General features: G+C 60.9%; 11 protein-coding genes. 4 read left to right on the forward strand and 7 right to left on the reverse strand.

Features of this window, described 5'->3' with window-relative positions:
- Window position 1: 1 nt before the first annotated feature.
- The 5 genes from ACILSQ_RS17945 to mntR form a co-directional block, all read right to left on the reverse strand.
- Window positions 2-1189: an efflux RND transporter periplasmic adaptor subunit gene (locus ACILSQ_RS17945; protein ID WP_395745026.1), complete on the reverse strand. Its 1188-nt coding sequence runs from the start codon at window positions 1187-1189 to the stop codon at window positions 2-4.
- A 13-nt stretch (window positions 1190-1202) separates the two neighbouring features.
- The gene (locus tag ACILSQ_RS17950) at window positions 1203-2555 is read right to left on the reverse strand and encodes a TolC family protein (protein ID WP_395745027.1); all 1353 of its coding nucleotides are present in this window, start codon (window positions 2553-2555) and stop codon (window positions 1203-1205) included.
- A 415-nt stretch (window positions 2556-2970) separates the two neighbouring features.
- Complete coding sequence (locus ACILSQ_RS17955) at window positions 2971-3468, reverse strand: hypothetical protein (RefSeq protein WP_395745028.1); 498 nt, start codon at window positions 3466-3468, stop codon at window positions 2971-2973.
- Window positions 3469-3615: 147 nt separating this feature from the next.
- The gene (locus tag ACILSQ_RS17960; protein ID WP_395745029.1) at window positions 3616-3933 is read right to left on the reverse strand and encodes a hypothetical protein; all 318 of its coding nucleotides are present in this window, start codon (window positions 3931-3933) and stop codon (window positions 3616-3618) included.
- A 113-nt stretch (window positions 3934-4046) separates the two neighbouring features.
- Window positions 4047-4496 (reverse strand): transcriptional regulator MntR, encoded by a 450-nt coding sequence (gene mntR / locus ACILSQ_RS17965; RefSeq protein ID WP_395745030.1) that lies wholly within the window; start codon window positions 4494-4496, stop codon window positions 4047-4049.
- Window positions 4497-4591: 95 nt separating this feature from the next.
- On the opposite strand from mntR, the gene ACILSQ_RS17970 reads away from it, so the two are divergent.
- Genes ACILSQ_RS17970 through ACILSQ_RS17980 form a run of 3 tightly spaced genes read left to right on the forward strand, consistent with a single transcriptional unit; the run spans window position 4592 to window position 7216 of the window.
- Complete coding sequence (locus tag ACILSQ_RS17970) at window positions 4592-5407, forward strand: transporter (RefSeq protein ID WP_395745031.1); 816 nt, start codon at window positions 4592-4594, stop codon at window positions 5405-5407.
- 17 nt (window positions 5408-5424) lie between these two features.
- Complete coding sequence (locus tag ACILSQ_RS17975) at window positions 5425-6780, forward strand: Nramp family divalent metal transporter (protein ID WP_395745032.1); 1356 nt, start codon at window positions 5425-5427, stop codon at window positions 6778-6780.
- 4 nt (window positions 6781-6784) lie between these two features.
- Entirely contained in the window at window positions 6785-7216 is a 432-nt protein-coding gene (locus ACILSQ_RS17980; RefSeq protein WP_395745033.1) for a universal stress protein, read from the forward strand.
- 39 nt (window positions 7217-7255) lie between these two features.
- On the opposite strand, the gene ACILSQ_RS17985 is transcribed toward ACILSQ_RS17980, so the two are convergent.
- The gene (locus ACILSQ_RS17985) at window positions 7256-9571 is read right to left on the reverse strand and encodes a hypothetical protein (RefSeq protein WP_395745034.1); all 2316 of its coding nucleotides are present in this window, start codon (window positions 9569-9571) and stop codon (window positions 7256-7258) included.
- Window positions 9572-9880: 309 nt separating this feature from the next.
- Here ACILSQ_RS17985 and trpS point away from each other — a divergent pair, with 309 nt between their 5' ends.
- Window positions 9881-10846, forward strand: coding sequence for a tryptophan--tRNA ligase (gene trpS, locus ACILSQ_RS17990; RefSeq protein WP_395745035.1), 966 nt, complete (start codon window positions 9881-9883; stop codon window positions 10844-10846).
- Here trpS and rnr read toward each other — a convergent pair whose 3' ends face one another.
- A complete protein-coding gene (gene rnr / locus ACILSQ_RS17995; protein ID WP_395745036.1) occupies window positions 10847-13093 on the reverse strand; it encodes a ribonuclease R in 2247 nt (748 codons plus the stop codon). It lies immediately after the preceding gene.
- Window positions 13094-13117: the final 24 nt, after the last annotated feature.

Consider the following 13117-nt stretch of genomic DNA (forward strand, 5'->3'; position numbering starts at 1 on the left):
GTTAGTGTTCGGCCTTCTCCGCACCGGCGCCCGCGCTGGCGGTGCTGGTATTGGCGTCAAGCAGGCTCTCCAAAACCAGGGCGCCTTCCGAGACCACCTCCTCACCCGCGGCGAGGCCTTTGCTGACGAAGACATGCCCGGCATCCTCCGCGGCGGTGGTGATCTGGCGCATTTCAAAGTCGTTGTCTGATTTGCGGACGAACACGCAGGCCTTCCCTTCCCGCAGGAAGACGGCCTTGACCGACACCTGCGGCATCTTGGGCACGTGGGTGATGACGTTCACATCCACGTACATCTGCGCCTTCAGAAGCTTGTCGGGATTGGAGACGGTGCCTTTGGCGACCACGGTGCGGGTGTCCGGATTCAGGGACTGCCCGATGACCGTGAGCACGCCGGGGAAAACCTGACCGGCATAGGCGCGGGAGCGGATCTCCAGCTTCTGCCCGACCTGGAGATTGGAGAGATCCTGCTCGCTCACATCCAGATGGACCCAGAGGGACTCAGGGTCTGAGATGATGAACATGGGCGCGGCCACCACGGCCATGCCGGCGAGCATGGCGTCAGAGCGCACCTCCTGCCCGGGCTGCACATTGCGGTCCACAATGACGCCGCTCATGGGCGCCTTCAGCGCAAAGGCGCCGTTCACATCGCCACCGCCGCGGCCGCCCCAGACGGCGAGGCGCTCCACGGCGCGGTCGCGCTCGGACTGGGCGTCACGGAAGGCGGTGTCTGCCGCATCGAGCTCCTTTTGCGGGAGCACGCCCTGCTTGAGCAGGTCGCGTGTGCGTTCCAGGACGCGCTTTGCGAGGGCGAGGTCCGCCTCGGACTTGGCGGCGTCTGCCTGGGCCTGCCCGAAATCCGGGGAGGTGATGCGGGCGAGCTCGTCCCCCACCTTCACCTTCTGACCGCGCGCGCCCTTGATGCTGGCCACGCGCCCTGCGAGCGGGGAAAAGACATTGGTGGTGACGTCCTCATTCCAGACGAGCTTTCCGGTGAGGTGCAGGACGACGGTGTCCCTCTCCTGGGCCTGCTGGGCGCGGACGGCCTTGAGCTCGGGATCGCCGGCGGTAAAAATCAGGTGGTTCTTTTCCACGCGGACCGGGTAGGGATCCTTCTCCACGACGGGAGCGGGCTTGCAAGCGGCGAGCAGCAGCAGGACCAGGCACCATGAATGTTTGACGATGTGCATGAGATGATAGAGGTCAGAAGTGGATGATCCAGATGCCGGCGGCGCGATGCAGCTCGATGACCGCACGGGCGTAGTCGCTCTGGGCGCTGTAAAAGCTTTCCCAGACCTCGTTGGCCTTGCGCTGGGCATCCAGGAGCTCGAGGAGCGAGGAGCCGCCACGCTTGTAGCTGAGCACGCGCTTTTCCAGGGCGGCGTCCGCGTCTTTCAGGGCGCCGGCCTGATAAAGCTCCACGCGCTGACGGGCGATGCCATAGAGGGAGAGGGCCTGGCGGACATCCACGCCGGCCTGCACTTCGGCGGCATCCAGCTCGAGCTGCGCCTGGCTGGCCTGGGCCTGAGCGGAGGCGATGCCGGCCTTGTTGCGGTTCCAGATGGGAAGCGGGAGAGAAAACTGCATGCCCACCATGTTGTAGTTTGGCTGAGGGGAGGTGGTGTTGCCGGAGTAGGTGCTGTTTGTCCAGCCCACGCCGACGGTCAGGTCGGGAACGCGGTTGGCCTTTTCGAGCTTGATGTTTTCCGCGGCGGCATCGCGCCGATGGCGCATGGCCACGAGATCCGGGCGGTTGCGGATGGCGCTGGAGAGGAGCTTGAAAAGGTCCGTGCTCTGAGGGGTGACATCCAGAGTGCCCACGGGCTGCCAGTGGGTGCTGGAAAACTTCGGCCCGAGATAGGCATTGAGGCCGAGCTCGGCATTGGTGGCCTGTCCCTGGGCCTTGAGCAGCTCGGCCTCGAACTGCCGGACTTCGACGCGGGTCTGCAGAAGGTCCACATCGCTGATGTCGCCGGCTTTCTGGCGCTCCTGCTGGGCCTGCAGAAGATCCTTCAGGAGGGTGGCGGTGCGCTGAAGCTGTGCGGCGCCCTGCCCCATGGCGATGGCCTCCGCGTAAGCCTCGGAGGCATCGAGGCGGAGGTTTTGCAGGAAGCTCTGCAGAGTGGAGGAGACGGCCGCGTAATTTTTCCGCGCCACAAGCTGGCGCTCCCGGCGCTTGCCCCCGAGCTCAAAAGTCTGATTGATGTAACCGTTGTAGAAGCCGGGCAGTCTCTGACCGCCGCTGTTGCTGATGTCCCGCATGTTGCCGATCTGCAGCTCGGGATTTTTAAACACCTTTGAAGCCATGATCGCAGCCTCTGCCACGGACACATTGTAGCGCTGGGCGGCGTAGCCGAGGTTTGAGGCGGCCACCTTGGCGAGATAGTCCTCCAGCTTGATGGGAACCCGCCGCGAAGAAAGCTTTGTGAGCTCCGCCAGCCGCTCAGCCGAGGGACCCTCGGTGGTTTCCGCCACGGCGACGGCGGGGGCGTCCGCAGCGGCCGCGTGATGAGCCAGGAAAAGCAGCAGCGGCAGAAGATAAAAGCAGGTTTTCATGAATGTAGCGTTTTCAACGACAAATGAGTAAGAAGCATACATGCCCCCCCCGGCCCGCGCAATGATTGTCGGCGGTTCGCTACAAAAGCCCCCCCGTCCAGTGAATACCGGCATCTGACAAACTCTTCACATTGACCCGTGGCCGCCACGAGATGACGCGTGCGCGAACGGCTTTTCCTGTTTTGCTGGATCGAGAACTGGAACGGGCTGGAAATGATCATTACCGAAAAATGGCGGACGGATTTTTAAACCGCGCAGGTGTGTGGGGGCCTGTGTGACCGGATGCTCACATGCCAGCCGCCAGAACGCCGCGCGGATGGCTGGCGGCAGTCCTGACAGCGGAAAGACTAGGAAAAGAGAAAGGCGTGGCTGGAAGGGCCTGGGACGCCCCCCCCCAAACACACACACGGACTATTTACCTGAGCTGTTTGCGCAGTGCTTCGTTGCTGATGGCTTCGCCCAGAACGGTGTCACCACTGATGATCTGCACGTAGTAGCCGTGGTAGCGGTGGCCGGACTCTTCAACGGTCTTTGCCCGCGACCTTCTGCCGCTGCCGGTGCTTTCCGTGTGCATGGGGGTGTGGACGAAGGCGACCTTGGGAGTGGCGACGTCCACGTACCGGCCATTGCCATCCACGGTGATCTTGATCTCGCCGGACTTCTCCACCACGATGGTGTCCGAACCACGGCGGAGATTGGAGGCGAACAGGGTCCACTTCAGGATGGCGCCTTCCAGTTTGACGGGGCCGGGATTGGTGACGCGCACATTGAGCCATTTGGCCTGCGTGACTTCGGCTTTTTTCTTGTCGGCGGTTTTGTTTTCGCTGTCGGCTTTGACCTGAAGCATGATGGAACCTGCCGAGGCGACACTAGCAAACAGGAGGCTGAAGAGGATGGAGAGGGAAGTATTCATGATGGATGCAAGGGTGGAGGATGGGGATCTCGGGAAAGAACAAACCAAGGCGGGAGGGCAGGGAGACCGGACCTGATCAACCGCGACTGTGAATGAAGGCAGAGGGAAACGAACACTGCCTGCTCAGCAGCATTCCCCATGCCCATTTCAACAGCATTCCCTGCACAACCACCGGTGACGGCGCATTCCCGGGGGGGACTCCAAGGCGCCCGCGCCTCGGCGCGGCGAAACGGTCTCCGCCTGCACCCAGCGGATCATGAGCTGCATGTCTGCGAAAGTGAAAGGGACAGAGTCCGGGAGGGAGTGCTTTTTCAGCACGCTTTCCTTCAGCTCCGTGTCATCGTCATCCAGGATGCAGACCAGCCGCGCGGGGTCTTTCACCATGCCAGCATCATACATCGCGCACAGCTCCGCGCCGAGCGCGAGCATGATGAGGATGGATGGGATGTACAGGCACCAGCGCATGGTTGGGATGGGTCGGACGCGTGACTTAACGAAAGCTTGTCATGGTGACTATCACAAGCTTTTAATTCTTTCTTTAAACGTTACAAGTCAGTCCTTTAGTCGCCCCTGCCTAGTCACGCGAGGTTCGCCAGCTTGCGCTTCAGTTTGCGCATTAAAACGGCATTCCCCTCCAGCTCCTCCATCAGGAGAGTCAGCACATCCAGGGTCTGGCGGCTGATGTGGTGCTCCATGCCCTCCACGTCCTCGTGGACGGTCTTGGGATCGAGGCCGAAGCCCGCGAGCAGCCGCGTGAGGACCTCGTGGCGGCGTGCGATTTCAGCGCCGACCTTGCTGCCTTCCTCGGTCAAAATGACGCCGCGGTAGCGCTCGTACACGACGAAGCCCTCGGCATCCAGCTTCTGGATCATGTTGGTCACGCTGGCCTGGGAGATGTCGAGGTTTTTGGCGATGTCCACCACGCGGGCGTAGCCCTTGGCGGTGATGAGATTGTGGATCTGCTCGAGGTAATCCTCGATGGCGGGAGAACCGAGATGGCTGGTGTGTTCCTTGCGTTTGGCGGACATGGGCTGGTCAAAATGGAGCGCAGCGGGAGGGGATCAACGAAGAAAGCCGTATTCGCCCTTGCAAAGAATGTTAGTCCAAGCTAATTCAGTTAGGAATGCCAAACACACTCCTCTTGTGCATCGCCGCCGCAGCCAGCTCCCTGGGAGCGGCGGATGACGTGATCGTGATGGAGAAAAAAAGCGTGCGCCCCCTGAGCACGGACCGCCCGGACCAGACGGAGTCCGCCTGCAGCGTGCCGAAAGGGTGGTTTCAGGTGGAGAGCAACCTGGTCTCCTTCAGCCGCACGTATGGCGGAGACGAGCACACGCAGGACACCTCACTGTGCGACTTTCTGCTGAAGTATGGGATCACGCACAACACGGACGTGCAGATCGGCTGGGCGCCGCGGCTGCTGCACCGGGCGAAGGATTCCGATGGGTTTCTGACCGACAAAAGCAGCGGCCGGGGCGATCTCTCCCTGCGCATGAAAACGAATCTTGTGGGCAATGACAGCGGGCCCTATGCGCTCGCTTTACTTCCCTGGGTGAAGGCCCCGGTGGCCACCGCCGGCTTTGGGTGCGCGTGCTGGGAGTATGGGCTGACGATCAACCAGGAGCTGGACATCGGCGGCGGGTGGGAGCTGGGCTCCAGCCTCTTTCTGGCGATGGCGGCGACGGAGGAGCGTAAACACTGCTTTGAGCCGGCCTTTACATTGGCGGTGGGGCGCGACCTCACGGAGAAGCTGGCCTTTTACGTGGAGACCTACCAGGGCTGGCTCAATGACGACGGGCGGCGCTACCTGCAGTCTTCCTTCGACGGCGGTCTGACATACCTCGTGACTCCGAACCTGAAATTTGACGCCGGGATCAACTGGTTTTTCAACGGTCGCCAAACTCTGAATCCCTTTGTAGGCGTCTCTTTCCGCTTTTAAACTCCTGACCCATACCCATGGAAAACACTCCTGACACCGGCTGGCGCTCGCGCGGAGCTGAATCCCTGCCCGAAGTCTTCCGGTCCATTGCGGTGCCGCAGGGCGGCTCCTTCTGGCGGAAAATGCTGGCTTATGCAGGGCCCGGCTTTCTGGTTTCGGTGGGCTACATGGATCCTGGCAACTGGGCCACGGACCTCGCCGGCGGGGCGCGCTACGGCTACACGCTGCTGTCGGTGATCTTGATTTCAAACCTCATCGCCATTCTGTTGCAACACCTGTGTGTGAAGCTGGGCGTGGCCACCGGCCGCGATCTCGCGCAGGCCTGCCGGGATCATTATCCGAAGCCCGTCGTGTGGGTGCTGTGGTTTCTGTGCGAGGCGGCCATCGCCGCGTGCGATCTGGCCGAGGTGGTGGGCTCCGCGATCGGGCTGCAGCTTCTTTTTGGCATCCCGCTGGTGTGGGGCTGCGTGATCACCACGCTGGATGTGATGATCGTGCTGCTGCTGCAGAACCGCGGATTCCGCTATGTGGAGGCGCTCGTCATCACGCTCATCCTCACGATCGGCGGCTGCTTTGCCGCGGAGATGTTCTTTGCCCGGCCGGACCTCGGCGGCATTGCCACGGGATTTGTGCCCTCCGCATCCATTTTGAAGAACCGGGAGATGCTTTTTGTGGCCATCGGCATCCTGGGAGCGACGGTGATGCCGCACAATCTGTACCTGCACAGCTCGATCGTGCAGACGCGGAATTTCGAGCGCAATGACGAAGGCAAGGCGGAGGCGATCAAGTTTGCCACCATCGACTCCACCTTTGCGCTGATGTTTGCGCTCTTCATCAATGGCGGGATTCTCATCGTGGCGGCGGCGGCTTTCCACTCCACGGGCCACCATGACGTGGCGGAAATCCAGGAGGCTTACCAGCTCCTCAGTCCGGTGCTCGGAGTCGGGGTGGCGAGCACGCTGTTTGCGGTGGCGCTGCTGGCCAGCGGGCAGAACTCCACGCTGACCGGAACGCTGGCGGGGCAGATCGTGATGGAGGGCTTTCTCAACATCCGGCTCAAGCCGTGGCTGCGGCGTTTGATCACGCGGCTCATCGCCGTGGTGCCCGCTGTGTGCGTCATTGGCTTTTTTGGCGAGGATGAAACGACCAATCTTCTCATCTGGAGCCAGGTCATCCTCTCCATGCAGCTGAGCTTTGCCGTGGTGCCGCTGCTGCGCTTCACGGATGAAAAGGCCAAGATGGGCCGCTTTGCCAACCCCGTGTGGATCAAGGTTCTGGCCTGGATCAGCGCCGTGGTGATCATCGTGCTCAATTTCAAACTGCTCTTCGATTTCTTCGCCCCGCAGTCCTGGATCAACGCCCTCGGAATCTAACGCCATGTACCGCAAAATTCTCGTCGCCCTCGACACTGGCGCCTCCGATCAGGAGCTGCTGCCTGCCGTCACCGCGCTGGCCACGCTGATGCAGAGCGAGCTGCTCCTCGTACACGTGGCGGACGGCTGGGCCGCGCGCAATTTCGACCAGCTCAAGCTCGCCGAATCCGAAGAGATGAAGCAGGACCTGAGCTACCTGGAAGCCACGGCCGCCAGGCTGCGCGCCGACTCCAGCCTCACGGTGAACATCCGCCTCGTCCTCGGGGAGCCGCCGGACCAGATCCTCAAGGTCGCCGTCGAAGAGCGGATCGACCTCATCGCGCTGGCCTCCCACGGGCACCGGCTCATCGGGGACATCATCCACGGCAGCACGATCGACGCGGTGCGGCACAAGGCCACGGTGCCGCTGTTCGTGGTGCCGCCGAAGCGGGCCTAAGGCAGCGGCAGGAGCGAGAGGAGCGAATCCTGTTTCTTTTTATCGCCCTTTGCCTTTCTTAAGGTCATGCACCTTGGCCTCCTGTGCCGAGATCAACAGCCGCTGGCCATCCACACGCATTGTCAGCCGCAGGTCGATCTTGCCACTCAGCCAGGCCCCTGAGACGTTTTCACGATAAAACTCGATCATGTAGGTGGCTGCCCAGTGTCCGTTCGACTCCACGACAACGGGCTGTCCGACGATGCGTTCGCCACCCTTCGGCCATTTGGCACGATCCTTCTCCTCTTCCGCCTGGATGAAAGCGCGCGGCACCTGTCCTTTGTCGAGGAACACAACGATCTCGCCATAGTCTGCGATCAGACCAGCAATATCGCCGCGGGAACTCTTCGCATGATGAGCGGTGATGAACACCTGCACATCATTCTCAGTGATCCGCGCGGAGGGCACCGGCGGGGCTGGCGCTGGCGCCGGCGGCTCGGCCCTGGCCGGCGAGCCGTTTGAAGGCATGCCCGTTCCAGCCGCCTGTTCGTCCCGGCTGTAGTAGATATTGGGTCCATTTTCGCCGAGATCCAGCGCCAGCTCCCGGGCGTCCAGATTGACGATTTTCATCGACTTCGTCCCGCCATTTTTCCCTGTGTGAAGCAACACGCCACCCTTGAGCTGCCACTGACCTTCCTCGCTAGTTCCGCTGCTCGGCCGGTGAACAAATCTGCCATCCTCGAAGTACTCGACGCGCTCGTTGTAACGGCTCCAGCTTCCGATCAGCAGTTTTTGGAACTGTTGATCAGCCGCGGGCGGCAGATTTTGAGCAGGTGGCCCGCCAGGCATTTTGCCTTCGGCCTCCGGCTGCTTTGCTGGAGTGTCATCCCTCAGCCGTGTTGCAATGGTTTTACGATTCCCCGCCTGGAGAACAAAGCGGTCCTGGGTCAGCTCCAGGATCTTGCCGGCGTTGAACATTCCGACGTGCAGCAGCCCCTTCGAGAGATCGCCATTTTCGATTCTCCAATGGCCTTTTACGACGGCCTCCCTTTTTTGCAAGTCCACCAGGGCCCATGTGGCGTCAGCGTTGAACATGATGACTTCCGGCTCCCTGTCATCCCCGGCCATTTTCCAGAGACCGATCAGAATTTTCGGCCCCTCGTTATTGACCCGATTTAGCTCCAGTTCAGCCGCGCGGTCCGCCTCCTCTTTCTGCTTTCTGCCCAGCGCATTCAGCAAAACTTCGCCCTTCGAATGCAGCCCTCCTGTGGTCATCACGAGGCCATCCGGATAGATGTCCGCATAGCTAACCCTTGCTGATCCAAAGGCGGTAAACGCAAACCTGATTTTATTTCCGTCGAGAGTGTAGTTCCCCAGGATGACTCCATCCCGAAATTCCATCTCGCACTCGGAATCTGAAATGAGAGTGATCTTATTGGTGGGACTATTCATCGATACGAACACCTCCCCCTTCCGCGGAGTCGCGGCGGAACCCTGCACTGGTTGTGCGGCCTCTGCAGCCGCAGGCGCCTGTGGCTTTACAGGCTCCGGCATCTGTTGCGTGCCGCCCTGTTTGACCTCCGCCACCACGGGTGATGCGGGTTTTGCAGCGTCCAGCAGCACCTGGGGCCCGGCCTGCTCAAAAATGCTTTTGCTGATTTCATCAGAGGCCACGGTGGCGGTGCCAGCCTCCGCATTTCCCAACGGCTCGCTGGAACATGAACCGTCCTTGCGTCCGACGATGATGCAATAGCCCGTCCATTCGCCCGCCGGCGTGGAATATTGCAAGTGCTCGCGCTGCCCGCCCCTTGCATCGAGCCTGACGAGCTGGCCGACCTCCCAGGCCCGGCCTGGCACCGGCTTGTTGGCATCCGCCACACTCCATCGGGGCGGCCACACGGCGGACACTGGGTTTTCGAAAATGAGGGGCATGGCGCCGGAACTTCCGCCGCCTCCCCCCTTGGTCATCGCCCAATGATTCTCACCTTCGGTCAATGCCTTGCTGTAGTCCGGCGCACTGCCAATGACATTGTCGGTCGTTCCGAAGCTGACCGGACTGGAGAAAACACGCTCATCCGTGATGTAGGCCTGCCTGACGAGCTCACGCAGGGCTTCATTCGCATCAGCGCCGTCCGGATAATTCCCGCCGTGGTCCACCGCATAGCGGTTCAGCGCGATCAGAACCTCCCGGCAATTGCTGCAAGTTTTTGTCATGCTGCCGAGCGCCTGCGCCTTTTTCGCTCCCGAAAAGAACAGCAAGATGAGCAGTGCAGTCACGACAAGAACCGTCACCGCGATCAAAGTATGTTTGAGACTCCAGCCCGCGACGGTGCGTAAACAGGCTGTCCTCTTCTGCGTTGGCCGGGGGATGTTCATGATGTGTAATCAAGGGTGGATGATTGCGAAGAGAATCCACTACCGCGCTTCGAGATTGAATCTATCCATTTCATGGGATGGGCACTTATCGATAATGCACAAAATTAACAAACGTATTTTTTTAACTCGTGGCGGCCCGGCGGCATGGCACGCTCGAACTCAAGGAGTTACGGCCGCTTTTTTATGGAGGCCTGCGACGAAAAAGGCGCGGTTCTCCGCGTGGACACATTGGGCCGCGTTTGAGAGATTCCCTATTCGACATTCCGCATTCGTCATTCAAACTCCGCCTCCACTTCAAGCACCTCCACCATGCGCATCCTTTCCGGCCTTCAACCCAGCGGCAGACTCCACATCGGCAATTTCTTTGGCATGATGGAGCCGGCGCTCAAGCTGCAGCACGAGGGCGACGCCTACTACTTCATCGCCGACTACCATTCGCTGACGTCCGTGCACGATGGCAAGGCCCTCCGCAGCTATGTGCGCGAACTGGCCGTGGATTTCCTGGCCTGCGGGCTGGATCCGGACAAGTGCGTCTTTTTCCGCCAGAGCGATGTGCCTGAGCACTGCGAGCTTTCCTGGATCCTGAGCACTGTTACGCCCATGGGCCTGCTGGAGCGCTGCCATAGCTACAAGGACAAAATCGCGAACGGCATCAATCCATCGCACGGTCTTTTCGCCTACCCCGTGCTCATGGCGGCGGACATCCTGATTTACAACAGTGATGTCGTGCCGGTGGGCAGAGATCAGAAGCAGCATGTGGAAGTCACGCGCGACATCGCCATCAAGATGAATGAAACTTTTGGCGAAGGACTCTTCAAGCTGCCGGAGCCGCGCATTCAGGAGACGACCGCGGTCGTTCCAGGTCTCGACGGCAAGAAGATGAGCAAGAGCTATAACAACACGATCCCGCTTTTCGAGGAACCCGGACCGCTGAAGAAGAAGATCATGGGCATCCAGACGGATTCCACACCGGTGGAGGCGCCGAAGCCGATCGAAGGGAGCAGCATCCTGGCGCTGTACAAACTGGTGGCTTCACAAGCGGACTACGACGCCATGGTGGCCGACCATTTGAAGGGCGGCATCGGCTATGGCGACTTCAAAAAGCGCCTGCTCCAGGCCCTCACGGATTACTTCGCCCCCTTCCGCAAGCGGCGCGATGAGATCGTGGCCGACAAAGGGTATGTGGACAAGGTGCTGGCGGAAGGCGCGGAAAAGGCGCGCGCGGTCGCGCGGAAGACGCTGAGCCGTGTGCGTGATGCGGTGGGGCTGGGGTGATCAGCGTCTGCGCTTTTTGTTCTGCTGCGCACGCTTGTGGCCATGGCCGGGCTTGCGTGGTGGGGCGCTTTTGATTTCGCTGCGGTCGCGCTCGCGGCGCTCTCCTCGGTCGCGTCCGCGCTCGGGCTCGCGTCTGCGTGAGTGCGGGGCTTCGTCCTTGGGCACCACGAGCTGGAAATCCACCTGCTTTTTGGCGGTGTCGAGCTTGTAGATCTGCACCACCACATTGTCGCCGAGACGGATGACGCGGCGGGTGTGGCGGCCGGTGATCTGGCGGGTGGCGGGATCGAAGACGTAGAAGTCATCCCGAATGGCGGAGAGCGGCACCACGCCGCTGAGGCCGAGATCCGGCACATCCACAAAGAAGCCGAAGTTTCGCACGTCGGTGACGAGAGCGGCATAGGGCTGCGGTTTCTTGGAAACGATCTGCGCCTTGAGGTAGGCGTAGAGCTTCACCTCCTTGCTGTCGCGCTCGGCATCGGCGGAGTTTTTTTCCGTCGTGCTGATGTGCTCCGCGATCTGCTTGGCGAGACCCGACTGCAGCTCCACTTTGTCAAAGAGGGAGCGATGCACCACGAGGTCCGCATAGCGGCGGATCGGCGAGGTGAAGTGGGTGTACTTCGGCTTCGCGAGGCCGTAATGGCCGAGCGGCTCCACCGCGTAGCGCGCGCGCATCATCGAGCGGAGGAAGCCGATTTTCAGAGCGGGGCCGATGGGCACCGTGGAGAGCTTGTGGAGCAGCTTCTGCACCTCGGAGCGGTGCGTGAGATTTCCACAGGGTATCCGATGGCTGAGCACTTCTTCGCGGTAATCGCTGAGCTTCTTTTCCTTCGGCGACTCGTGCACGCGATACACCGAGGGGCGGTTCAGGCCCATGAGACGTCCGGCGACGGCCTCGTTGGCCAGGAGCATGTATTCCTCGATGAGCTGATGCGATTCATCGTTCTCGATGCGCTCGATGCGCAGGACCTTGCCGTGCTCGTCGAGGCGGATCTTGTTCTCGGGGAAGTCCATGTCGAGCGAGCCGTTCTTGAAGCGGTGCTGACGGATCTTCTGCGCCATCACGTGCGCATCGTGCAGCATCTGCTCCGTGTCGTTGGTGGGGGGCACCTGGATGACGCCAAAGGCCTCCTTGTAGGTGAAGCGGCGCCTGGAGCGGATGACGGCGGCGTAGAATTTGGCGCTGACGACGTGACCGTCTTTGGAGAGCAGGAACTCCACACATTTGGTCAAGCGGTCCACGTTTGGCTTGAGCGAGCACAGCTCATTGCTCAGGGCCTCAGGCAGCATGGGGATCACGCGGTCCACGAGGTAGGTCGAGTTGCCGCGCTTTTTCGCCTCGATGTCCAGCGGGCTGCCGGGTCGCACGTAGTGTGACACATCGGCGATGTGCACCCAGAGCTTCCACTGGTCGCCCTGCCGCTGAATGCAGATGGCGTCGTCAAAGTCCTTTGCATCATCGGGGTCGATGGTGATGACGTTGTGCGGGCGGCAGTCCACGCGACTGGCGCACTCCTGCGCGCTGGGCTGGTTGTCCGGACGGGACTTCGCGATCGCATGCGCCTCATGCAGCACGTGCTTGGGAAAGTGCAGCGGCAGATCGTAGTGGCGCAGCACGGAGAGCATGTCCACGCCCTCCTCATCCGGCGGGCCGAGCACCTCAATCACTTCGCCTTCAGGCGCGGTCTTTTTGGAATCCCAGTGGGTGATTTCCACCACGACCTTGTCTCCCACGTTTGCCTTGCGGCCCACATCGCGCGGTTCGGAAACATAGATGGCGCCGGGCATGCGCGGATCATCCGGCGTGACGTGCAGGAAGTTTTTGGAGCTCTGCAAGGTGCCCACAAACTGTGTGCGCCTGCGCTCCAAGACTCGTACCACCGCCCCGCTTTTTTCCTGCTGCCCCGGTTTTACATCGAGACGCACGAGCACGCGGTCTCCATGCATGGCGGTTTCAGTTTTGCTGTCGGGAATGGAGATTTCGCCGATGCCGGCCTCGTCCGGCTGGACAAAGCCACGGCCTCCGCGCGTGATCTGAATCACACCGGGGACGAGATCGGCCTCTTTCGCCACAATGTAGCGATTGCCCTTCGTGCGTACGATTTTACCCTGTTTCTCCAGGCTTTTGAGCAGGCTTTGCAGCACCTGCTGTTGATTGGGCTTCATGCCCATTTGGGAGAGCAGCTCCGGCACATTGGAGGGTATGTAATCCTCACTGCCGAGCAAACTCAGTAGTTTCTTTTCCATCTTATTCTTACCTATCTAATCAAA

The organism is Prosthecobacter sp. (assembly GCF_044227185.1).
GTDB lineage: Bacteria > Verrucomicrobiota > Verrucomicrobiia > Verrucomicrobiales > Verrucomicrobiaceae > Prosthecobacter.

Coding starts and splice junctions, on each gene's coding strand:
- trpS (WP_395745035.1), top strand. CDS start 9,881: ATGCGCATCCTTTCCGGCCTTCAACCCAGCGGCAGACTCCACATCGGC.
- ACILSQ_RS17960 (WP_395745029.1), bottom strand. CDS start 3,933: ATGCGCTGGTGCCTGTACATCCCATCCATCCTCATCATGCTCGCGCTC.
- ACILSQ_RS17975 (WP_395745032.1), top strand. CDS start 5,425: ATGGAAAACACTCCTGACACCGGCTGGCGCTCGCGCGGAGCTGAATCC.
- ACILSQ_RS17980 (WP_395745033.1), top strand. CDS start 6,785: ATGTACCGCAAAATTCTCGTCGCCCTCGACACTGGCGCCTCCGATCAG.
- ACILSQ_RS17955 (WP_395745028.1), bottom strand. CDS start 3,468: ATGAATACTTCCCTCTCCATCCTCTTCAGCCTCCTGTTTGCTAGTGTC.
- ACILSQ_RS17945 (WP_395745026.1), bottom strand. CDS start 1,189: ATGCACATCGTCAAACATTCATGGTGCCTGGTCCTGCTGCTGCTCGCC.
- mntR (WP_395745030.1), bottom strand. CDS start 4,496: ATGTCCGCCAAACGCAAGGAACACACCAGCCATCTCGGTTCTCCCGCC.
- ACILSQ_RS17985 (WP_395745034.1), bottom strand. CDS start 9,571: ATGAACATCCCCCGGCCAACGCAGAAGAGGACAGCCTGTTTACGCACC.
- ACILSQ_RS17970 (WP_395745031.1), top strand. CDS start 4,592: ATGCCAAACACACTCCTCTTGTGCATCGCCGCCGCAGCCAGCTCCCTG.
- rnr (WP_395745036.1), bottom strand. CDS start 13,093: ATGGAAAAGAAACTACTGAGTTTGCTCGGCAGTGAGGATTACATACCC.
- ACILSQ_RS17950 (WP_395745027.1), bottom strand. CDS start 2,555: ATGAAAACCTGCTTTTATCTTCTGCCGCTGCTGCTTTTCCTGGCTCAT.